Origin of the sequence: Desulfonatronum zhilinae (genome assembly GCF_900182865.1) — a bacterium.
Classification (GTDB): Bacteria; Desulfobacterota; Desulfovibrionia; order Desulfovibrionales; family Desulfonatronaceae; genus Desulfonatronum; species Desulfonatronum lacustre.
On sequence record NZ_FXUJ01000003.1, the window covers coordinates 212,767 to 235,158 of the forward strand.

The following is a 22,392-nucleotide window of genomic DNA, read 5'->3' on the forward strand; positions in this document are numbered from 1 at the left end:
CGCATGAACTCTCTCCCCTCACACCAGCCAATCCAAACTCAGCCTGTACAGCGTCCCCTTGTTCGGAACGCCGTTCTCGTCCCAGCCCATCATGGCATAGTAGAGATCCACGGCCTGCTGGAAGGAATCCGGGTCAATGGTCCGGCCCTTGAGCACGCCGTCGGGCAGCGGCTCGAACATCCGCCGGAAGAGCTTGTCGTCCTTGCTGGTCATGCCCTCGCGGACATTGAACATCCGGGCCAGGACAATGGAGCGCTCAGCCACCAGCATCAGTTCATGCAGGCTGGTGCGCCAGCCGGTGATGGCCTCCACGGCCTCGCCCAGCTTGTCGTAGGTCATGGAAAACAGGGGGGCGACCACGAAATTGCACAGGCCCAGGGTGTTGTTCATGGCCCAGGTCTTTTCCCCGGCAATGAAGTAGCGGACCTTGTCCGGCCCGTTATCCAGGGCCTGAGGCGCGACGAAGATGCCCAGCGGGTTGACCAGCTTCACTCCCTCGCCCTGAAAGGGCACTTCATGGGGAGCCTCGATATGGTCCGCGCCCGTGGGGGACAGGGCAAAGCCCAGGCCCACGCCGGTCTTGCCCCGGGGGTCGTGAAAAGCCGGTTCCTGGCCCTTGACGTGGAAGGCGTATTCCTCCGCGCCCTTGCCGATGCGCTGGGCCGCACGCTTGACGCCTTCGGCCAAAGTGTCGCCAATGCCGTCACGGGCCGCGATCTTCTCCACCAACTCCAGCATGCCGGGGCCGTCGCCAAAGGTAATCGCTCTGCCGCCCAGATCTTCGGCGGTAAGAATGCCCTTCTCCGCCAGTTCCATGGCCATGGCCACCACCGCGCCGGTGCCCACGGTGTCCAGCCCCAGGGCGTTGCAGCGCTCATGACCCTTGCAGACCGCGTCCAGGTCGCCCACGCCGCACATGGAGCCCAAGGCGGCCAGGGTTTCGTACTCCGGACCTCCGTAGCGCTTCTCCGATGTGTTATTCACCTTGCGCTTGCAGGCCACGGAGCATTTGTAGCAGGTGTGCGTCCCGTCCTGGATCTTCTCGTAGCCGTCCCAGCCCAGCTTGGCCGCATCCTCGAACTGACAGTCCTTCCAGTTACGGGTGGGCAGAATGCCGGAATTCTGCTGGGCCATCAGGTGCTGAACCGTGCCGAACTTGCGCATGTTCACCGAGGGCATGTGCTCGCCGATGCGCGCCCGGTGCCATTTGTTCAGCTCCTTGAGGGCCTCCGGATCGGCCAGGGTCATGCTTTCCGCATCCCCGCGAACAACCACGGCCTTCAGATTTTTTGAGCCCATCACCGCGCCCATGCCGCAGCGGCCGTTGGCATGGGCCAGCTCGTTGATCACGCAGGCCAGACGGACCATATTTTCCCCGGCCGGCCCGATGGAAGCGATGCGGACCTTCTTGCCTTCCGATGCTTCTTGGAGCTCCTCACGGATGGCGTCCAGGGCCGGGGCGTTTTCCAGCCCCCAGATCCCAGCGGCGTCCCGCAGCTCCACCTGGCCCTTGTTGATCCACAAATAAACCGGCTTGGGGGCCTTGCCGGTGAAGACCACGGCGTCAAATCCGGCATGCTTCAGTTCCGGTCCGAAATACCCCGCTGCCTCGGATTCACCGAAACCGTTGGTCAAGGGATTCATGGCCGCGACGGTGTAGCGGTTGAAACCCGACAGGCCGGAGCCGCAAAGCACGGAAGCGGCAAAGACCAGGACGTTGTCCGGACCCAGGGGATCGGCTTTGGGCGGAATATGCTTGAGCATGTACCAGGAGGCCAGGGCTCCGCCGCCCCAGTAGGTGCGGTACCAAGCCTCGTCGTGTTCATCCACGGACCAGGTTTGATTGGTCAGATCCACGATAAGAATTTTCCCATTGTAACCAAACGGCATGTGCGGACTCCTTGAGTGTTTTTTTCGTTTCCTATGCGCCGCGCAATGTTAGCGGGCGACGTACCCCAGGAAGATTTCGGGCAAAATGGTGGAGATTTTCGGAAAAAAGGAGATCAACAAAATACAGGCGAACAGAGCCACCAGATACGGCAGCACTCCCACCGCTATCCGCTCCACCGAAACATTGGCTATTCGCGAGGCCACAAAGAGGTTCACCCCGAGCGGCGGCGTGGACAGGGCCACCTGGTTGGTCAGCACGAGGACCACGCCGAAGTGAATCGGATCGATGCCCAGCATGTGGATCATGGGCATGAGTACCGGCACGAGGATGATGATCGTGGACAGGGTTTCCATGAACATGCCCAGAATGACCAGCACGCCGACGATCATCATCAGCACCATGAACGGATCCTCGGAAACCCCCAGGACCAATGCGGCAAGACGCTGCGGCGCCTCTTCGAAGGTCAGGATGCGTCCGAACAGGGTGGAAGTGCCCACGATGAGCAGTACCGCGCCGCAGATCAACGAGCCTTCCAGCAGGGATTTGTAGACCCCGGAGAGCGTCAAAGCGCGGTTGATCACGAATCCGACGAACAGGGCCCAGGCAATGGCCAGTACGGAAGCTTCCACCGGCGTGGCTAGGCCGGTGTAGATGGAACCCAGGATGATCACCGGCGTAATCAGGGAGAAAAAGCTTTTCAGGCAGCAGCGCAGAAAATTGCCCATACAAAAAGGCTCGATCTCTTCACTTAAGCCGAATCCTTTCTGTCGGGCCACCAGCCAGGCGGTCATGCACATGGAGAAACCGACGATGAACCCGGGCAGAAAGCCCGCGGTGAACATGGCCGTGACCGAGACGTTGCCCAGAATGGCGTAGATGATCATCGGATTGCTGGGCGGGATCAACAGGCCGATGGTTCCTCCCGAGGATGCCACGGATGCGGCGTAGTCCTTGCTGTACCCGGTACGGATCATGGCCGGGACCAGGATGGTGCCCACCGCGGCCACGGTGCCCGGGCCGGACCCGGATATGGCCGCGAAAAAGGTGCAGGCCAGGATCGTGGTCACGCCCAGGCCGCCGTGCATCCGGCCCACCAGTTGCTTGACCACGTTGACAATCTGGTTGGTGATGTTGCCGTACTCCATCAAGGTTCCGGCGATCACGAAGCAGGGAATGGCCAGCAGGGGGAAAATATTCAGGCCGTCAAAAATAGAGTTGTGAATTACGGACATGGGCAGATAGCCGCCGTAAACCAGGGCCACGGCCGAGGCCACGGCCAGGCTCATGAACACGGGCATGCCCAGCAGGAACATGGCTCCCAGGGACAGGAGGACCATTGCCAAGACACTGATTTCCATGTCGTCTCCTCCTTGGTCCTTATTGAACCTGTTCCACGAGTTGCAGAAGCGTACCTTGCAGCCATCGCCGGATGTACCCCTCGACGATTCTCCAGCTCATCAGTACGAAGCCGAAGGGAATGATCATTTCCACGTAGGCCCTGACGATGCCCAGGACTGGCGAAAGTTCCGGAAACAGCAGATTGCTCTGGATCACGTTCCAGCTCAGCCAGGCAATATAAAGGTTGAAACAGACCCAGAGCAGGTCCGTGAACATCCGAAACCCCAGACGGACTTTCAGGGGCATGAGCAGGTACTGGGCCGTAATCCGCACATGGGTTCCGTGCTTGGCCACCAAAGCCGCGCCGACAAATACGGTCCACAAAAAAGAATACCGGCTGAGTTCCTCTGTCCAGGCCATGCCGGAGCCGGTGGCCCAGCGCACCCCGACCTGAATCATCAGACAGGCGACCATGGTCCCCACGCTTAGTGCGCAGAATACTTCCTCGAAATTGTCATAGACATAACGTAGGCTTTTCAAAAACATGGCCGCCTGCCTCCTTGTTCAACGTTTTTTTTGATTAGTCGGCCATGACCGCCAGGGCCTCGTTGATCACTTCCTCGCCGCCCACTTGCTCATGGAATTTGGGCCACAAACCACGGGCGCGCTCCATCCAGACGTCCTCGTCTTCCAACTCATGGAATTCCATGCCGTTATCCAGGCACGCCTGCAACGCGATCTGGTCCTGTTCCGCGGCCCATTCCCACTCATAGCGAGCCGCCTCAGTGGCGGCCTTGGTGATCAGGTCTTTCACGGGTTGATCCAGACGCTGAAACCAGGGCTCGCTGACCAGCATCGGGCCCACCCAAAGCAGATAGTGCAACTGAGTGATGTACTTCTGGACTTCCCAGAACTTCTGGTCCCGGTTCACGGCATGGGGATTTTCCTGACCGTCGATGACTCCCTGCTGCAAGGCGTTGAACGTCTCGGTCCAGGCCAGGGGGTGCGGTTCCACGCCCCAGGAGCGGAAGCTCTCCATCTGGATTTCCACCGGGGGGGTGCGAATCTTCAAGCCCTGAAGGTCACCGATGGTGGTTACGGGCCGGACGGAATTGGTCAGGTGCCGGTAGCCGCCGATCAGCCAGGACAAGGGCCGGGTGCCGCTCTGCTGGGCGATCTTGTCGGCCATCTTGGCGTTGAAGGCCTCGTCGCTGAGCAGGGTGTAGGCCGTGTCGATGCCCGGAAACATGTAGGGCAGGTAGTAGATGTTGGCCTGGGGCGCGAAGGGCGTCAGGTTGCCCACGGCCAGCACGGCCAGGTGGATTTCCTGGGTGCGCAGCTGGCGGACGTTGGCCTGCTCGTCGCCCATGGAGCCGCCGTAAAAAGTTTGGACGCGGATCTTGCCGTCGGACTCGGCCTCCACGATTTCCTTGAATTTGTTGATGGCCGTCACATGCAGGCTGCCGTCAGGGTTGGCCGTGGCCGCCCGGATGGTCATGCTCGGATAGTCGGCCGCGGACGCGGGGAATGCGCCAAACAACAGGGCCAGGGACACGATGGTCAGAAGCACTCGTTTCATTCCGTCTCTCCTTCGGTTGGGGGTTGGTATGCCTTTTCACCGGATCAGCACGTGCCGATCAAGGATTTCGCCATTGTCAACACGAGACAGGAGCGGAGCAGGGCCCTACTTGCCGACGGCCTTGATCACCGCGTTGCAGTCCTCTTTGCCGAATCCCGCGGCGCTGGCCTCCTTGTAGTATTCCAGGGCCGCTTCCATGGCCTTCGGATCCAGGCCCCAGGCCCGGGCCATTTCCAGGCCGAGACGAACGTCCTTCAGGGCCAGATCCAGGCCGAAGCGCGGCGCGTAGTCGTCATTGGCGATCCACGGGCCGCGAACGTCCATCTGAAAGCTGCGCGCCCCGGTGTCCGTAAGCAGTTTCAGCAACAGCTTGCGGTCCAGTCCGGCCTTGTCCCCGACCCGGATGCCTTCGGCCAAAACGGCCAGGTTGGTCATCCCGATCATGTTGGAAATCAGCTTCACGGCGCAGGCCGCGTCAACGGAGCCCACGTAGTTGGGAATGCCGATGACCTTGAAAATGTCGCCCAGTTTGTCCACCAGGGTCTTGTCTCCGCCGATGAACATGGGCTCCTCGGCCTTTTCGGCATGGGCCGGAGTCTTGCCCAGGGTGCACTGGATGTATCCCAGGCCGAGCTTCTCAGCCGCGGCCTTCAACTCGTTGGATGTGCCGGGGTCGATGGTGGAAAGCTCAATGTGCGTGGCCCCTTTTTTCATCTTGGCGTACAGACCGCCGTCTCCGAGCATTACGCCCGTGACGTGTTGGGGCAGGGGCAGACTGGAGAAGACCGCATCGCAGCCCGCCAAATCGGGAAGAGCCTTGGCGGCCTTTCCCGTGGTCCCGGCATCCAGGGTCCGCTGAACGGCTTCCGCGCTCAGGTCATACACCAGGACGTCCTTCCCGGCGCGAATCAGGTTCCTGGCCAGGGGGCCCCCCATAAGGCCGGCACCGATGAATCCAATCTGCATGATACTCTCCTTTGTCTGATGAAATGGTTTATTTCCGTGATAAGCGCACTGGACTCCGGGCGTCCACGTCGCATGCATTCACGAAAGCAGTAGAGCAAAGACCATTCCAAGTTGAACCATTTTGTATATTTCAACTTAACAAATTGATATAATGAAATTAAAATAGTTGCCAACACAACAATTTTTTTCTTTTTATGCCCACATATGGACATTGTCGCCCACTTTCCGGTACACATGGGCACCACTTCAGGATGATCCACCACAGTGCAGTAAAGAGGCAGCATGCAGAAAAGCAAAACCCAGCGTCTGGTCGTTTCCCACATCTTGAGCAAGGAACTGGTCATGGAACTCTCCCGGGCCACGTCCCGGTCGACCTTTTTTCAATCCCTCTCCCGCCTGCTCCAACAGCAGTTCGCCTTCGACCGCCTGTGCATCAACCTTTACGACCCCAACAGCGAGATGCTCAGTTATTTTTCCGCGGCCGAGGGCACGGTGGTCAGCTCCCTGTCTCCGGTGCGCAAAGCCGAGCAGAACACCGTGGCCGGACACGTCATCGCCACGCGCAAGCCGGTGGTGATCACGGACATTGCCCAGCATTTCGCCGAATCCGTGCTGCACCCCATGGCCGAGGCCGGACTGACCACAACCATGGCTTTTCCCTTGATCCTTAACGATGAGATCGTCGGCACCCTGCACTGCTCGTTTGTGCGCAAGCCGGACAATCTTTACGGAATCATGGAGTTGTTTCTGGAACTCAGCCCATATGTGGCCGTCTGCCTGGGGGCTCTGCTGGCCTTGGAGCACCTGGAACAGGGAGGAGCGCCAAGTTCCTTGCAATTGTCCTGTGCGCTTCCCGAAGCCAATGAGACCTTCATTTTCGAGAGTCCAAAGATGCGGCGATTCATGGCCATGGTGAACAAGGTCGCCCGACTGGACATCCCGGTGTTGTTGCTGGGTGAAACCGGGACCGGAAAAACCCATCTGGCCCGGTACATCCATGCTGTCGGCAAGCGCGCCACGCAGAATTTCGTCCGGGTCAACTGCCCGGCCCTGTCCACGAGCCTGTTTGAAAGCGAGATTTTCGGGCATGCCAAGGGAGCGTTCACCGGAGCGTCCACCAAACGAATCGGTCGGATCGAGCTGGCCCACGACGGGACCCTGTTTCTGGATGAAATCGCGGAATTGAGCCAGGAGATGCAGAGCAAGCTCCTGCATGTTCTGGATGAGCAGTGCTTCGAACGGGTGGGGGAAAGCGTGTCGCTGTCCGTGGACGCGCGCCTGGTGACCGCGACCAACGTGGACGTCCAGCAGGCCATGGCCCAGGGCAAACTGCGCCGGGATTTCTATTATCGGCTCTCGGCGTGCACGCTGGAACTTCCTCCGTTGCGTGAACGCCCGGAGGACATCCCGGTGCTGGCCAACTTTTTCATCAATCAGCTTTGCCCCCAGCACGGACTGCCCAAGCCGCGCTTGACGCCGGAGATGACGAACCGCCTGCTCGACCATCACTGGCCGGGCAATATCCGCGAACTGCGCAACGTCCTGAGCAAGATCCTGCTCAAGAACTGTATTTCCGGAGAATTGACCACCGATGACATCCGCGAGGTCCTGAACAAAGAGGGTGACGACATTCAGAAGCTGGAAAGCCTCCAGCCCGCCCCCGGAGAAGCCGCTTTCGAACACGATTCGGCCCGGACGACATCGAAGCCTGCTCGCTCCACGTCGGATGGTCCGGCACGGCTGGAGGACCTGGAGCGCCAACATATCCTGGAAACTCTGCGCCGAACCCGCGGCGTGGTCTCCGGCCCCAAAGGTGCCGCCGCCCTGCTCGGCCTCCCCCGCTCCACGCTCCAGCACAGGATGCGCAAGCTGGGGATTGATTGGAAGAAAGAAGCGTGGTGACGCAGAGGCATTGCAAGTCACTCGCTTTGCCGGCGGTAGCTGTCCTTTCACATCGGGTAGACACGCATACCCGAAAAATGCCCATTCTCCCCCCTTGCCTCCGACCCCCAAGCCTGTTTTAGTCCCATGCTGGTAAAGAGGGACGGACAGCCCCGTCCTCTGAATGTATAACCAGGGAGGAGAATGTTTCAGTTAAGCGGGCGGCAACGCAGCGTCGCCAAGAAGATGACCACCGACCTGGCGGCCCGGAAGGCCAAGGCAGCGATCCAGCTCAAACCGCGGGTACTCAAAGCCGATCCGGACAGCCAGAATCTTGAAAAAACGACGGATTGGAAATCCCAATGGACCGATTGGAAATGGCATGTCCGTAATTCCATTCGAGACCTGGATACCTTTGAACGCCTGCTCGGGGTCCGCTTTCCGGACTTGCAACGCAAGGCCTTCGCCCGGACCACGGACAAGTTCCCCATGTCCGTCACGCCCTACTATCTCTCCTTGATCGATCCCGAGGACTACGCCGAAGACCCGGTCTTCTTGCAGGCCTTTCCATCGCCCAAGGAACTGATGGTCGGACGCAACGACATGAGCGACCCCCTGCACGAAGACGAGGACAGTCCTGCCCCGGGGATCACCCACCGTTACCCTGACCGGGTGCTTTTCCACATCAGCAACGTCTGCTCCATGTACTGCCGCCACTGCACCCGCAAGCGCAAGGTGGGGGACCAGGACACCGAGGCCATGGCCGGAAAGCGGGAACTGCTCCAAGGGCTGGACTACATCCGCAAGACCCCCCAGGTCCGGGACGTGCTGCTTTCCGGCGGGGACCCGCTGATGCTCTCCGACGAGCGCCTGGACTGGATTCTGGGCGAATTGCGGACCATCGACCATGTGGAGGTGGTGCGCATCGGCACCCGGATGCCCGTGGTCCTGCCCTACCGGATCACCGACGACCTGGTGCGGATGCTCAAAACGCATCACCCGTTGTGGCTGAACACCCATTTCAATCATCCCCGGGAAATCACGTCCACGTCCAAGGCCGCTCTGGCCCGCCTGGCCGACGCCGGAATCCCCCTGGGCAACCAGTCCGTGCTGCTGGCCGGGGTCAACGACTGCCACCGCCTGATCCGCACCCTGAACCAGAAGCTGGTCAAGAACCGGGTACGGCCCTACTACCTTTACCAGTGCGACCTGTCCGAGGGATTGGAGCATTTTCGGACCCCGGTGGGCAAGGGCATCGAGATCATCGAGAGCCTGCGCGGCCATACCAGCGGCTTCTCCGTGCCCACCTACGTGGTGGACGCTCCGGGAGGCGGCGGAAAGATCCCGATCATGCCCAACTACGTGGTTTCCTGGGGTGCGAACAAGGTCGTGCTCCGCAACTTCGAGGGCGTAATCACCACCTACGCCGAGCCGGAAAGCTACGAGGCCCGGTTTTGCGACCGCAAATGCGATGCCTGCAACCTCCAGCTCAAGGAAGACGACGCCGTGGAGCAGTGCGTGGGCATCGAGAAGCTCCTGTCGGATTGGGACGACACGTGCAGCCTGACCCCCAGCGACAATGCCAGAATGGAGCGTCGCAACAATGTTGCCTAGCACCGCTTCCAGCGGAGATTTCAGGCCTTCCGCGGACAAGCTGGAGCGCATCGGCGCTTCCCTGGTCCAGCACGGGCCGTTGAATGCCAGGGCCTACCTGATGCATCTGGCCCCGCCCGAGGAACCGACCATCGTGCCCACCCTGGAAAAACTGGCCCGCGCGCACGGATACACCAAGATCTTCGCCAAGGTGCCCGAAGGCGCGGCGGCCCGGTTCACCAAGGCCGGATACGCGGCCGAGGCCGTGGTTCCCGGGCTGTATAACGGCCGCGAGGCCGGCGTGTTCATGGGCCGGTATTTCGCGGACTGGCGCAGAGAACCGGCCAACCCCCATGCATTGCGCGACGTCCTGTCGGTTGCCCGGAATAAGGCGGCCCAGGCCGGAACCTCCGCGGCTTCCGCGTCCCGTCCGGCCTCGTCTCCTTCCCTGCCTCGGGACGCACGCATCGTGCCCTTGGGGCCGGACCAGGCCGAGGACATGGCCAAGGTCTACCGCGCCGTGTTCGACTCCTATCCCTTTCCGATCTTTGATCCAGCCTATCTGCACAACTCCATGACCGGGACCACGCGCTTCTACGGCGTCCTGATCCAGGACCGGCTGGCGGCCCTGGCCTCCGCGGAGGTGGACCCGGAAACCGGGTCAGCGGAAATGACCGACTTCGCCACCCTGCCTGAATTCCGGGGCCGCAAACTGGCCGGAATCCTCCTGGCGCACATGACCGAACGGATGCGGGACCTGGGGCTGAGCACCTTGTACACCATCGCCCGTGCCGAATCCTACGCCATGAACGTCACCTTTGCCCGAGCCGGATACGTCTTCGGCGGAACCCTGCCCAACAACACGCACATCGGCGGAGGATTGGAGTCCATGAACGTCTGGCACCTTGCTTTGCGTGAGGACCTTTCCCAACCCTTCACCCGGAACCCGAAAACATGAAAGAAAGCCGCTGGCGGCCATGGCTGTTGCTTTCGCCGTCCCTGACCGCCATCTTCTTCCTGCTGGTCGTCCCGGTGCTCTTCGTCGTGGTCTACAGCTTCTGGCTGCGCGCGCCCACCGGGGCGGCCATCCCGGCGTTTCAGTTCGGCAACTATGCCCGCTTTTTCGAAGACCTGTTCTATCCGACCATCCTCTTCCGCACCCTGCGGGTCTCGGTGATCTGCGTCCTTTTGTGCCTGGTCATGGGCTACATCCCGGCCTATTTTTTCTACCGCAGCAAATCCCGCTACCGCCAAGCCCTGATCCTGCTGATCATGGTCCCGTTCTGGATCAGCTTCATCATCCGGACCATGAGCTGGATCAACATCCTCGGGGCCAACGGATTTTTGAACTATACCCTGATGCGCTTCGGGATCATCACTGAACCGCTCTCCCTGCTGTACAACGAAGCGGCCGTGCTCATGGGGCTGATCCAGTATTTGTTGCCGTTCATGATCCTGAACATCTACGTCAGCCTGGAGGCCATCGACAAAAATCTGCTGGAAGCGGCCCGGAGCATGGGCTGCAACGAGTGGCAGGCCTTCAGGGAGGTCACTTTGCCGCTGAGTCTGCCCGGAGTCAGTGCCGGATGTCTGCTGGTCTTCGTGCTTACCGCGGGCACCTACCTGCCGCCGATGATCCTGGGCGGACCTGGCAACGAAATGATCGCCAACCTGATCTTCAACCGGGTCATCGGCACCCTTGATTGGCCCTTCGGATCGGCCATCAGCGTGATCCTGCTGCTGCTTCTGGGATGCATCGTCTGGACCTACAACCGCTATCTGGGCATCAATACGCTGTTCAAGGCGTTCAAGAGCTAAGGCCATGAAACTTCCCTTTTCCGGCTGGTCCCTGATCCGACTGTACACCATCCTGGTGTACCTGTTCATGTTTTTGCCCATCGTGGTGGTGATCGTCCTCTCCTTCAACCCGCAGCAGTTCGCCAGTTTCCCGATGCAGGGCTTCAGCCTGAAGTGGTATGTCCAGCTGGCCCAGAACGAGGCCATTTTGCGGGCTTTCAAGAATTCCCTCGTCCTGGGCACCCTCACCGCGTTGATCGCCTCGGCCATCGCCGTGCCCGCGGCCATGGCCTTTGTCCGCTACAGCTTCAGGGGCAAGAACACCCTGAACACCCTGCTGCTCGCGCCGATCATGATCCCGGAAGTGGTCCTGGGCGTGGCCTTGCTGCTGTTTATCCGCTGGCTGCAACAACCCAAGAGCTTCGCCCTGCTCCTGGCCGGACACGTGATCCTGACCCTGCCCTACGTGCTGCTCATCGTGCAGGCCCGGATGGTGAGCATCAAGCGGGTTTACGAGGAAGCCGCCCTGTCCTTGGGCGCAAGCCCGTTCCAGACCTTCAGGGAGGTCACGCTTCCGTTGCTCATGCCCGCGGTCCTGGCCGGAATGCTCTTCTCCTTCACCATTTCCTTCGACGACATCACGGCCACCCTGTTCTGGGCCACGGCGGAGCACCAGACCGTGCCCGTGCGTATCTTCGGCATGCTCCGCCATTCCATCAGTCCGGAAATCAACGCCCTGGGCACGGTGATGATCGTGTTCACGATCATGACCCCGCTTTTGGCCGGGTATTGCATCCGAAGATTTTCGAAGAATTGAACCACGAACCCATAACCCCTGGAGGGAACCATGCAGAAACAACTCAATGACGTTCGTGAACGGTACGTGTCCGGGGATCTGTCCCGGCGGGACTTCGTCAAGTACTGCGCCGTGGCCGGCGTGGCCGCGGGATTGGTGGGCGGGCCGTTCGGTCTGGCGCGCCAGGCCCTGGCCCAGGGCAGCATCCGCTTCGACGGCTGGGGCGGAACCACCTCCCAGGCCTTCCGCCAGTATGCCTTCGAGCCCTTTACCCAGGCCACGGGCGTGCGCGTGATCGACGGCGAGTTCGGGGACATGGACACCTACCTGACCCGGGTCATCGCCTCCTTTCCCCCTGGCGGCGAGTTCAACCTGGCCCACTTAAGCGGCGTGTTCGACTATGCCCGCTACGTGGGGCTGGAGTTCAACTCCGCCCTGGACGAGTCCAAGATCCCGAATCTGGCCCTGGTCATGGAATCCATGATCACACCCTACCGCAAGCTCACCCCGGAGGCTCTGTCCGCCGTGCCCTACAACCTGGGCCAGACCGGCATCGCCTACAATACCAAGTACATTTCCAAGGAAAAGGCCGAGGAACTGGGCGCTTCCCTGCTCTGGGACGAAAGCGTGCGCGGCAATCTGGGCAGCTGGGGCGACTGGCGGACGAACATCTGGTACGCGGCCCTGCATACCGGACAGAACCCCAACGACATCCAGGACATGAACGCGGTCTGGGACGCCCTGCGCGCCCAGGTGCCCATGGTCAAGAAGTACTGGGGCTCGGGCGCGGAACTGATGAGCCTGTTGGCCGGTGAGGAAATCTACGCCACCGTGGCCTGGTCCGGGCGCATCGCCCACCTGCAGAACGACGGCTATCCCATCGGCTTCCTGGCGCCGAAGAACTGCTATTCCTGGCAGGAATGCATTTTCGTGATGAAGGGCACGGACCTGGACGTGGCCCAGCAGCTGCTGGACTTCATGCTCGCCCCGGAAGCCTCCATTGCCGTAGCCGAAGGCCAGATGTATCCGCCCAGCCTGGATCCCACCAAGGTGGACCTGCCGGAGAGCATCCAAAAGCTGCCGGCCTTCGACCCCACCGGCAAACTGGACGGTTACCTCTTCGCCGATCCGCTGTACTGGAACGGCAACCAGATGGAATGGGCCGAACGCTGGGATCGCATTCGAGCGACGAGCTAACGGATTCGGTAGGGTCGAACCCGCGGGTTCGACCCTACACTTTCACCTAACCACAACCCAAACAGGCGACCACCGTGACGACCACCCCAGAATACGCTGTTCAACTCAAAGGTCTTTCCAAACATTTCGGCAAGGTTCAGGCCGTAAAACCCATTGATCTGAACATCGAGCAAGGCTCCCTGGTGACGCTGCTCGGGCCCTCGGGGTGCGGCAAGACCACTATTTTGCGGATGATCGCCGGTTTGGAGCATCCCACCAGCGGAGACATCTTCATCAAGGGCCGACGGGTCAACGAGGTGCCCATCCACAGGCGCAACCTGGGCATGATCTTCCAGAACTACGCCCTGTTTCCGCACAAGACCATTTTCGACAACGTGGCCTTTGGCCTGAAGTATCGAAGCGTGCCCAAGGACGAAATTCGGGAAAAGGTCCGTCAGGCCCTGGAACTGGTCCGCCTGCCGGACGTGGAAAAGCGCCATCCGGCCCAGCTCTCCGGAGGCCAGCAGCAGCGCATCGCCCTGGCCAGGGCCATTGTCATCGAGCCGGACGTCCTGCTCATGGACGAGCCCCTTTCCGCCCTGGACGAGAATTTGCGCGAGGAAATGCGCCGGGAGATCGACAATCTCCAGCAGATGATCGGCGTGACCACCATTTTCGTGACCCATGACCAGCGCGAGGCTCTGAGCATGTCGGACAAGATCGTGGTCATGCACGACGGGGTCTTGCAGCAGGAAGGCCCGCCGGAAGAGGTCTACAACCATCCCGTGAACCGGACCGTGGCCGACTTTCTGGGCACGTCCACCTTTTTCCCGGCAACGGTCCTGGGCCGGGAAGACGGCTTGTATAAAGTCCGCCTGGACGACGGGACGCTCTTTCTGGTCAAGAACGGTCGCGATTGGGCCGACCAGAGCCGGGTGGAACTGGTGATCCGAGCCCAAAAGCCGAACATCGTTCCGGCCGGGGACGACGAGGCCATGGACCAGCCGAACCACTTTTCCGGGAAGATCAAGGACCGCAGCTACATGGGCGGCGAGGTCAGCTACTTCGTGGAGCTGAAGAACGGTCTGGAGTTGCACGTGGTCACCCTGGGCGACCAGCAGCCCATGAAAATCGGCCGCAAAGTGGACGTGCACATTCCCCCGGACCACTGCGGCCTGCTTCCCGCGTCTTCCCCCTCTATCGGTTCATGAACCTGCCCTTGCGAGCCGAAGACGTCGCCCGAGTCTTCTTCGCCAGGCACCCTCGCCGCGTCCAGACCGTGGACTCCCATACCTGCGGCGAGGCCACCCGCCTGCTCGTCTCCGGAACAGGTCCAATCCCGGGACGGTCCATGGCTGAAAAGCGGCGCTGGTTTCAGGATAACCTGGACCCCCTCCGGCTGCGCCTGACCCGGGAGCCGCGCGGCCACCGGGACATGGTGGCCGCGGCCCTGACCGAGCCGGTCTCGCCGGGCGCGGCCTTCGGCCTGATCTACATGGACGCCTGCCGCTACCCCCACCTCTGCGGCCACGCCACCATCGGCGCGGTGACCTCCATGCTGGAACTGGGGCTGCTTGGTCCTGGCAGTGGCCCGGACAACACTCGGATTCAGCCGGCCCCCGAAGATCCGCTTGCCCTGACCCTCGTCGTGGACACGCCCTCAGGTCCCCTGCACGTCGAGGCCCGACTGGACCCAACGGACACGTCCCGCGTGTCCAGCGTGACCCTGACCTCGGTCCCGGCCTTCGTGTTCGCCGAAAACGTGTTCCTGGGCGTCCCGTCCCGGCTCTTCGGTCTGGAACGACTGCGCGTCGATCTGGTCTGCGTCGGCGGCTTCTTCGCCATGGTGGACCTGGATCAGCCGGGGCTGGAGATCGACACGGCCTCCCCGCGCCGGATCATCGAATTGGGCATGGAAGTCATCCGGCTGGCCAACGATCAAATCCGCGTCCATCACCCCCTGCGCCCGGACGTCGCCACCGTGGACGTGACCGAGTTTTACCGGCACACTGGGTGCCGCGAAGGGCACGGTTTCGTGGTTTACGGCGAAAGCCACCTGGACCGCTCGCCCTGCGGCACCGGGACCACGGCCAAACTGACTTTGCTGTTCCACAAGGGGCTGCTCACGGACGACGCGGAGTACGTGAACCACGGCCCGCTGCGGACCGCGTTCACGGCGTGTATCCATGAACAGACAACGGTGGGGGAGTATCCCGCGGTCACCGTGCGCTTCACCGGCAGCGCGCACCTTACCGGGCTGCACGAATTCGTCCTGGATCCTGGCGACCCCTTTCCCGAGGGGTATCTTCTTTGAATAATGTCATTTCTAGTCCAAATCTTCTTTTTCGGTGTCGGAATCGGTATCGGAATCGGAATCGATACTGTTTGTGCGTCAAGGATTCTAATTCGATCCCGATACCGATGCCGACGCCGACTCCGACGACAGCATTTTCTCGAGCGAAAAACGCATTGCCGAAGCAGAATTGGTATGACCCCCTCGCGAGGACCAATGACCCAACCTGATCTGATCCTGGAAAACGCCCGGATACGGACCATGGACCCGGCCATGCCCTGGGCCGCCTCCCTGGCCCTGCATAACGGACGAATTGTTTCCGTTTCTCCGGAACGGAGGCACCCCGAACCGGCCTTTGCCAAGGCCCGCCGGATCGACCTGGAGGGGCGGCTGGTGCTGCCCGGCTTCTGGGATTCCCATTTTCATTACTACCAGTGGGCCATGGGCCGACAGGGCGCGGCCCTGGACCAGGCCCGAAACTTCGGCCACTGCATGGAACTCCTGCGAGAGTTGGCCGAGCGCCCCGGGGAAAGCTACTGGATCCAGGGACAGGGCTTCAATGAATCCGACTGGCCGGAAAACCGCCTGCCCTTGCGCGGGGACCTGGACCAGGCCTGTCCGGATCGGCCCGTGTTGATCTGGCGCTGCGATCTGCACCTGGCCGTGGCCAGCTCCAAGGCCCTGGAACTGGCCGGGGTGGACGAGGCGGTGGCGGACCGGCATGCGGGGTTGATCGAGCGGGACCAGCAGGGCCGCCTGACCGGCATCCTGCGCGAGGAGGCCGTGAACTGCGTCAAACGGGCCATCCCTGAACCCACCTTCGCCCACACGCGGGAGATCATGGACCGAGCCCAGGCCGGGCTACACGCCCTGGGCATCACCGGGGTGCACGACGTGCGCCTGGCCGGGAACATCTCCGAGTCCGCGCTGACCTTCCGGGTCTGGCAGGCCCTGCGCCAGGAGAAGCGGCTGCAACTGCGCTGCTGGACCAGCCTGCCCGGGGAGAACCGGGCCGCGGCCGCGGAAATCGGCCTGCGCACCGGGCTGGGGGACGAATACTTGCGATTGGGCCACCTGAAGTATTTTATGGACGGCGGCATGGGCGCCCGAACGGCCTGGATGCTGGAGCCGTACACGGACACCGGAAACACCGGGCTGTGCCTGATCCCGCCCGAGGAAATGCTTCAGGAGGTCCTCCTGGCCGAAGAGGCCGGGCTGGCCGTGATGGTCCACGCCATCGGAGACCGGGCCGGGCATGAGCTGGTGAGCGTTTTCGAGGAAGTTCAGCGCCGCCGCCCCCCCTCGGCCATGCCCCTGGCCCTGGAGCACCGCATCGAGCACGTCCAGGTGCTCCGGGAGGAGGACATCCGCCGCCTGGCGGCCCTGAACATGCCGGTCACGGCCCAGCCGCCGAACATGATCCTGGACATCAACATGATCAACCAGTGCGCCGGAGACGTCGGACGCAACGCCTACGCCTTCCGCTCCATGCTGGACGCCGGGCTGTGCCTCCTGTTCAGCTCGGACTGCCCGGTCTGCGACCCCAACCCCCTGGTGGGCATCCAGGCCGCCGTAACCCGGGCCCGGGCCGACGGGACGCCCGAGGGCGGGTGGCATCCGGAGTTGAAAATCAGCCTGGACCAGGCCGTGGCCGCCTACACCAGTTCCCCGGCCAGGGCCTACAACCTCGCCCACCGACACGGCGCGATCAAACCCGGCGCGGCCGCGGACCTTGTGGTCCTGGACCGGGACATCTATACTTGCGACCCCGCCGACATCGCCGCCATCCCGGTGGCCATGACCGTCTTCAACGGCCGCATCGTCCACGAGTAATGCCCCCTCCTCGGCTGACCTTGCTGATGCAGACGCCCGGCGAGAGAAATGCGAGAGGATCATCATGATAAAGAGCGAGATGCACCGCCTGCTGGACGACGTGGCCCAGGGAAGGACCACGCCGGACAAGGCCCTGGAACGCCTGCGCTACGCCCCTTTTTTGGAGGTTGGGTGCGGCGTGAACCTGGACACCCACCGAGCCTTGCGCACGGGCCACGGAGAAACGGTTTTCGGTCAGGGCAAGGACCCCGAACAGATGGTCAAGGCCGTGGGCGGCTTGGCCGCTTCCGGGCAGCCGGTGCTGGCCACCAGGGTGAATCGGGAACAGTCCGAAGCGCTGTGCGCGGCCTACCCGCAGGGCGTGTACTGGCCCCGGGCCCGGCTTTTCAGCCTGGGCGCGGAACTCCCCGTAAACGAGCCCTGGCCGAATCAGGGCAGGGTGGTCGTGGCCTGCGCCGGGGCCGCGGATATTCCCGTGGCCCTGGAAGCCTTCGGCACGGCCGCGTTTCTGGGGCTGGACACGGGACTCATCAGCGACGTGGGCGTGGCCGGACTGCACCGCCTGCAACCGCACATGGAGGCCCTGTTCCAGGCCAAACTGCTGATCGTGGTCGCCGGCATGGAGGGGGCCCTGCCCAGCGTGCTGGCCGGACTGACCGGAAAGCCGATCCTCGCCGTGCCCACCTCCGTGGGCTACGGGGCAAGCTTCCAGGGTCTGGCCGCGCTGATGGCCATGCTCAACTCCTGCGCCCCGGGCATCGCCGTCCTGAACATCGACAACGGGTACGGGGCCGCCTGCATGGCCGCGAAAATCCTGGCCCAGTAGGGTCGCGACCGTCATATAGTCCCGACTCCCCACGTGCCTCCCTCTGGACTTGTCTTCAAACGCATCCCGCTGTAAACCTTGCCGCCATGACCAAGCACGACCCGCGCCCCTTTCAACCGCCCTCACGCCTGACTGGAAATCTCACCGGCATGCGTCGGAGACAGACGGGTGTCGGCTTTTGAGATCCGGGGCAAAGTCGCCCCGTGCACGCTGTTTCGCCCCTTGACGCCGAACCTGGAAGAACTGACCGCCGACGTGGACAGCCGTCTGAGCCGGACGCCGGAGTTCTTTCGCAACATGGCCGTCATCGTGGATCTGAGCGGGCTGGGGGAGTTACGCGAAAGCATCAATTTGCAGGCCCTGGTCCGGACCTTGCGCGAAAAAGGGCTGACGCCCGTGGGCATCCAGGGCGGGAACGAATATCAGGAGCGCCTTGCCCCGACCCTGTACCTGGGGGTTTTCCCCGCCGGGAAACAAGCCTCTTCGCCAGTGCAGACGGAACAGCCCGCCTGCCCGTCCCAGGAGAAGCAGGCCATGCTGGTGGAAAAACCGGTCCGGTCCGGACAGCAAATCTATGCCAAGGGCCGCGACCTGATCGTCCTGGCCCCGGTCGGGCCGGGGGCCGAAGTCATCGCCGACGGCAACGTCCACATCTACGCTCCGTTGCGCGGACGGGCCCTGGCCGGGGTAATGGGCAATGAAAACGCGCGTATCTTTTGCAAGGAACTGCGCGCGGATTTGATTTCCGTGGCCGGATTTTATCAGGTCAGCGAAGACCTGCCCGAGGACCTGCTCGGCCGACAGGTTCAGGTCAGACTGGTCGGACATCAATTGCTGGTCGAGGCGATCTGATCCGTCCGCCGCCAAGACTCGAAACACATTCAACACCCTGAACAGCGTTCTTGATCAGGAGGAACCGTGGGAAAAATTATCGTTGTCACGTCCGGAAAGGGAGGAGTCGGCAAAACCACCTCCAGCGCATCGCTGGCCACCGGCCTGGCACGGCGTGGTTTTCAAACCGCCGTCCTGGATTTCGACGTCGGCCTGCGCAACCTGGATCTGATCATGGGCTGCGAGCGGCGGGTGGTCTATGACTTCGTGAACGTCATCCAGGGCGACGCCACGTTGAACCAGGCCCTGATCCGCGACAAGCGCGTGGAAAACCTCTATATCCTGCCGGCCTCCCAGACCAAGGACAAGGAAGCCCTGCACCAGGACGGGGTGGCCAAGGTTCTGGAGGACCTGAATTCGCGCTTCGACTTCATCATCTGCGACTCCCCGGCCGGAATCGAACACGGCGCCCTGATGGCCATGCATTTCGCGGACGAGGCCATCGTGGTCACCAACCCCGAAGTATCCTCGGTGCGCGATTCAGACCGTATTCTGGGACTGTTGCAAAGCAAGACCGTCAAGGCCAAGAACGGCGAAGTGATCAAGGAACACCTGCTGCTGACCCGTTACGACCCCGAACGCGTCCAACGCGGGGACATGCTCAGCGTGGAGGACGTTCAGGAAATCCTGGCCATTCCCCTGCTCGGGGTCATCCCGGAATCCAAGTCCGTCCTGACCGCATCCAACTCCGGTGAACCCGTTATCCTGGACGAAGCCAGCGACGCCGGACAGGCCTATGCCGACGCGGTCTCCAGGCTGCTCGGGGAAGACGTCGCTCACCGCTTCATCCAGCCGGTCAAGAAGGGATTCTTCTCGCGGTTGCTGGGGGGTTGAGATGGGTATTTTCAGCTATTTTCGGTCCAAGAAGTCCACGGCCCAGGTCGCCAAGAACCGCCTGCAGATCATCGTCGCCCACGAACGCGCCCAGAACTCTGGCTATGATTTCCTGCCCAGACTGCGCCAGGAAATCCTGCTCGTGGTCCAGAAGTACGTCCATGTGGAACTGGAACACATCAACGTGGACGTGAACCGCGACGGGGACTGCGAAGTCCTGGAGTTCAACGTCACCTTGCCGGACAGCAAGTCATAGCTTGGTGAACCCTTTTGCGTCGCCTGACCTGGACACTTGCCTTGGTTAGCGATTCCAGGCTTTCGCTTCCTGCTCACTATGGAGCCAGGTTCGTTTTCATCCAAAACAGGACCAGGATGCCGAAAGCGTATACCTGGGGCCTGTGGATGACATGACGGATCAGAATGGCACAAGGTCTTCATTCTCGCCGACATTGTCGTTTTTCGCCGCGAACCACCTGGCCACGGCCCGCACGCTCTCTGACGACGGAAGCATGTTCTTGTCCCGCTTCACTTCGGAAACCATCCATGTGTCCCCTTTGCGGGTGAGCGCCACGGTGCATCGTTCCGGATGCAGGACGCGGTAGATGTAGGCTTGCCCGTTTTGGACACGCCGGGAGTAGCACGCAACGCAGTTGTGCTGGTGGCGGCCTTCCTCGGCGAGTTCGGCCCTGGTTGTGATGGGAATGATTGAGTCGTTGCCGGGCAGGGGCGGCTCGGGAAACACCATGTGCCTTGAAGAGCGACGCGGATCGTTCAGGTCGCCGACAAGGTTGTCGTGGACATTGCGCAAGACAGCCAGCGAGCGCATTGGCGCAAGCCGGAAGGCGACGGGCAGTTCCTCAAGCATGCACAGAATGTCCCTGAGCAGGTAGGCCGCGACGGGGTAATGCTCTTCCATGGGCTGGTTGGAGACGTCTTCCAGCAGCGTGAGCGTTACGTACGGCAGCAAGTGTTGATCCGTGACCATCCGCAGGACGCCGGGGTTGATGGACGGCGCATGGGCCATTAGTTTTTGAGACACGGGATCGGACAGGGCCTGGCGGAGATAGAGCATGGCCGGGATGGTCAACGCGGAGCATCGCACCTTGATCAATACTTTCCGGGCCGACTCGCTGCCGGGAAAACCAAGCCAGGCAAGGATGTATCGCTGTTTTTTGGTTGCAAGGGTCCGGGCGGAACGCATCGGGCGCTGCACCGCCGGGGCATGGAAGACCCAGTTGGACGCCAGGGCAAAGGCCAGGGCCGGATTCGCGGCGGTCAGGTCCCTGGCCGCATTGCCGCATCGGGCCAGGAAGGAGAGCATGTGCCATTGGCGTTTGGGGAAGCGCGTGACAGCCGCCCTGATCTGCTCCGGGATGGTTTCAGAGAAGCGGTAGAATGGGCATATCACCTCGGCTGCGTTGTCCGTTTGGGGACTATCCCCGCCTGGGCGGGCAAAGGAGATGGCCGGTCGAAAATGAACCCACCCAGGTCGGCGACGGGTCTTTTTCCAGGCCAGGGGCTTGGGCCAGGCTCGTAGAACCGCGATGCTGCCTGGATTGAACTGATAAAGTTTGCCCGCCTCCGGCTTGAAGACGGTCCCCTTGTCCGGGGGACGAAATCCCGCGTTCATGGCGTATTCTCGCTTTCCCTTGGCATTCCGCTCTCCATCCTCGCATTCAGGCGAAGAGCAGCAGCGCGACATGCTGATCCAGGTACCCGACATCAACCAGAAAAAACCGTTCCTCCGAGAACTTCGAGAGCGGGCTGGCAACGTCGCTGATGATCTCCACCAGTCGATCCTGTTGCCCGGGCGATACAAAGATGATCGCCAGCAGAAACCGGAGGGGGTGACTGCTTCAGATGCGTTCCGCAAACTCCAGGGCAATGCTTCTCAGTCGCGAAAGGAGGTTGCCGTGGTGTTGAAGGTCAGCTTCACTTATTCCTGCGCATCCCCATCGCGCCCCGGCAATTGCGCCGGCCAAAACCGGGCAATAATTGGCCGGTCCGGCGAATGCGATGGACCGGGTCAGGGCCAAAGGCAAGGTTGTGGACGTGTCCACGAAGTGAATCGCCGCATGAAGTACGTCAGGAGCAAATCCGCTCCGGGAAAGTTTCTCAGGCGTACCAGTCCGCAAAGCCCGCTGGGTAGCTTCCAGGCGGTCCTGTGCAGCAAGGGCCAAGGCATTTGGCCAGGAGACTCCCTTGACTAATTCTCGGCACAGGCAGGACATGGCTGCGGCTACGTCGCCGGAAAGAGGGTGCAGGTGGGTCAGGCGAGCTTCCCGGAAAGCGACCTCACTCAATTCGGAATCCATAATCTGATGACAGATAGCCAAGGGTGCGCAACGGTGGGCCGGGTTGCACCCTGCAGGTCCGCCCAAGGCATGATCCGCATTCCTAGCGGCCTGTTCCCAGGTCTGCCCGGCGTTGACCAGGGACAGTACGCCCGCCGCAGTGGGGCCGGTGTCGTAAGCCCCTTCCCGCCACCACTGCAGATACCTGGCACCAATATCATCCGCGTCATACCCGTTGCGCTCCAGCAGGCTTTCCGCCAGATGCAGGGCCATTGCCGTGGGACCACGGTTTCTGTCCCCAACGGCCAATCCAAGGAGCAGGCCTATGACTCGATCCGCAAGAAATCCCATGTTCACTATTTCCTGTGTTTCAAATGCGCTGCTGCCACGCAGCGCACGATATG

Annotated in this window: 20 protein-coding genes; 13 read left to right on the forward strand and 7 right to left on the reverse strand. The window is 61.7% G+C overall.

The genetic code is table 11. The features are described from left to right. Positions 1–18: 18 nt before the first annotated feature. The 5 genes from AC559A_RS04655 to AC559A_RS04675 form a co-directional block, all read right to left on the reverse strand. Entirely contained in the window at positions 19–1,890 is a 1,872-nt protein-coding gene (locus AC559A_RS04655) for an aldehyde ferredoxin oxidoreductase family protein (RefSeq protein ID WP_498816513.1), read from the reverse strand. A gap of 48 nt (positions 1,891–1,938) precedes the next feature. Further along, on the reverse strand, positions 1,939–3,249 hold the full coding sequence (locus tag AC559A_RS04660) for a TRAP transporter large permease (RefSeq protein WP_211239055.1): 1,311 nt from the start codon (positions 3,247–3,249) through the stop codon (positions 1,939–1,941). A 19-nt stretch (positions 3,250–3,268) separates the two neighbouring features. Then, positions 3,269–3,775: a TRAP transporter small permease gene (locus AC559A_RS04665; RefSeq protein ID WP_028572793.1), complete on the reverse strand. Its 507-nt coding sequence runs from the start codon at positions 3,773–3,775 to the stop codon at positions 3,269–3,271. 34 nt (positions 3,776–3,809) lie between these two features. After that, entirely contained in the window at positions 3,810–4,808 is a 999-nt protein-coding gene (locus tag AC559A_RS04670) for a TRAP transporter substrate-binding protein (protein WP_028572794.1), read from the reverse strand. 105 nt (positions 4,809–4,913) lie between these two features. Next, a complete protein-coding gene (locus tag AC559A_RS04675; protein ID WP_498816515.1) occupies positions 4,914–5,774 on the reverse strand; it encodes an NAD(P)-dependent oxidoreductase in 861 nt (286 codons plus the stop codon). 282 nt (positions 5,775–6,056) lie between these two features. Between AC559A_RS04675 and AC559A_RS04680 the strand changes: the two genes are divergently transcribed. The 13 genes from AC559A_RS04680 (at position 6,057) to minE (ending at position 19,950) form a co-directional block, all read left to right on the forward strand. Then, positions 6,057–7,676 carry a sigma 54-interacting transcriptional regulator gene (locus AC559A_RS04680; RefSeq protein ID WP_498816516.1) on the forward strand — a complete coding sequence of 540 codons (1,620 nt, stop codon included), beginning with the start codon at positions 6,057–6,059 and terminating at the stop codon, positions 7,674–7,676. Between the two features lie 183 nt (positions 7,677–7,859). Then, the gene (gene kamA, locus AC559A_RS04685; protein WP_028572797.1) at positions 7,860–9,269 is read left to right on the forward strand and encodes a lysine 2,3-aminomutase; all 1,410 of its coding nucleotides are present in this window, start codon (positions 7,860–7,862) and stop codon (positions 9,267–9,269) included. Further along, the gene (gene ablB / locus AC559A_RS04690) at positions 9,259–10,206 is read left to right on the forward strand and encodes a putative beta-lysine N-acetyltransferase (RefSeq protein ID WP_498816518.1); all 948 of its coding nucleotides are present in this window, start codon (positions 9,259–9,261) and stop codon (positions 10,204–10,206) included. The genes kamA and ablB overlap by 11 nt, the downstream gene beginning before the upstream one ends. Continuing rightward, positions 10,203–11,066 carry an ABC transporter permease gene (locus tag AC559A_RS04695; RefSeq protein WP_028572798.1) on the forward strand — a complete coding sequence of 288 codons (864 nt, stop codon included), beginning with the start codon at positions 10,203–10,205 and terminating at the stop codon, positions 11,064–11,066. The genes ablB and AC559A_RS04695 overlap by 4 nt, the downstream gene beginning before the upstream one ends. 4 nt (positions 11,067–11,070) lie before the next feature. After that, on the forward strand, positions 11,071–11,862 hold the full coding sequence (locus tag AC559A_RS04700; RefSeq protein ID WP_028572799.1) for an ABC transporter permease: 792 nt from the start codon (positions 11,071–11,073) through the stop codon (positions 11,860–11,862). Between the two features lie 30 nt (positions 11,863–11,892). Further along, the gene (locus AC559A_RS04705; protein ID WP_498816519.1) at positions 11,893–13,038 is read left to right on the forward strand and encodes an extracellular solute-binding protein; all 1,146 of its coding nucleotides are present in this window, start codon (positions 11,893–11,895) and stop codon (positions 13,036–13,038) included. A 74-nt stretch (positions 13,039–13,112) separates the two neighbouring features. Further along, positions 13,113–14,228 carry an ABC transporter ATP-binding protein gene (locus AC559A_RS04710; protein ID WP_035261815.1) on the forward strand — a complete coding sequence of 372 codons (1,116 nt, stop codon included), beginning with the start codon at positions 13,113–13,115 and terminating at the stop codon, positions 14,226–14,228. An 8-nt stretch (positions 14,229–14,236) separates the two neighbouring features. Continuing rightward, positions 14,237–15,331 (forward strand): proline racemase family protein, encoded by a 1,095-nt coding sequence (locus AC559A_RS04715; protein ID WP_498816521.1) that lies wholly within the window; start codon positions 14,237–14,239, stop codon positions 15,329–15,331. Positions 15,332–15,526: 195 nt separating this feature from the next. Continuing rightward, the gene (locus AC559A_RS04720) at positions 15,527–17,143 is read left to right on the forward strand and encodes an amidohydrolase (RefSeq protein ID WP_498816522.1); all 1,617 of its coding nucleotides are present in this window, start codon (positions 15,527–15,529) and stop codon (positions 17,141–17,143) included. A 64-nt stretch (positions 17,144–17,207) separates the two neighbouring features. Next, positions 17,208–17,969, forward strand: a complete 762-nt coding sequence (gene larB, locus AC559A_RS04725) for a nickel pincer cofactor biosynthesis protein LarB (protein WP_498816523.1) — start codon at positions 17,208–17,210, stop codon at positions 17,967–17,969. Between the two features lie 168 nt (positions 17,970–18,137). Next, complete coding sequence (gene minC / locus AC559A_RS04730; RefSeq protein ID WP_028572804.1) at positions 18,138–18,821, forward strand: septum site-determining protein MinC; 684 nt, start codon at positions 18,138–18,140, stop codon at positions 18,819–18,821. A 66-nt stretch (positions 18,822–18,887) separates the two neighbouring features. Further along, the gene (minD, locus tag AC559A_RS04735) at positions 18,888–19,694 is read left to right on the forward strand and encodes a septum site-determining protein MinD (protein ID WP_028572805.1); all 807 of its coding nucleotides are present in this window, start codon (positions 18,888–18,890) and stop codon (positions 19,692–19,694) included. Between the two features lies 1 nt (position 19,695). Further along, entirely contained in the window at positions 19,696–19,950 is a 255-nt protein-coding gene (minE, locus tag AC559A_RS04740) for a cell division topological specificity factor MinE (RefSeq protein WP_028572806.1), read from the forward strand. Between the two features lie 159 nt (positions 19,951–20,109). Here minE and AC559A_RS04745 read toward each other — a convergent pair whose 3' ends face one another. After that, a complete protein-coding gene (locus AC559A_RS04745) occupies positions 20,110–21,324 on the reverse strand; it encodes a PcfJ domain-containing protein (RefSeq protein ID WP_498816524.1) in 1,215 nt (404 codons plus the stop codon). A 226-nt stretch (positions 21,325–21,550) separates the two neighbouring features. Continuing rightward, positions 21,551–22,339, reverse strand: coding sequence for an ADP-ribosylglycohydrolase family protein (locus AC559A_RS04750; protein ID WP_498816526.1), 789 nt, complete (start codon positions 22,337–22,339; stop codon positions 21,551–21,553). Between the last annotated feature and the right edge of the window lie 53 nt (positions 22,340–22,392).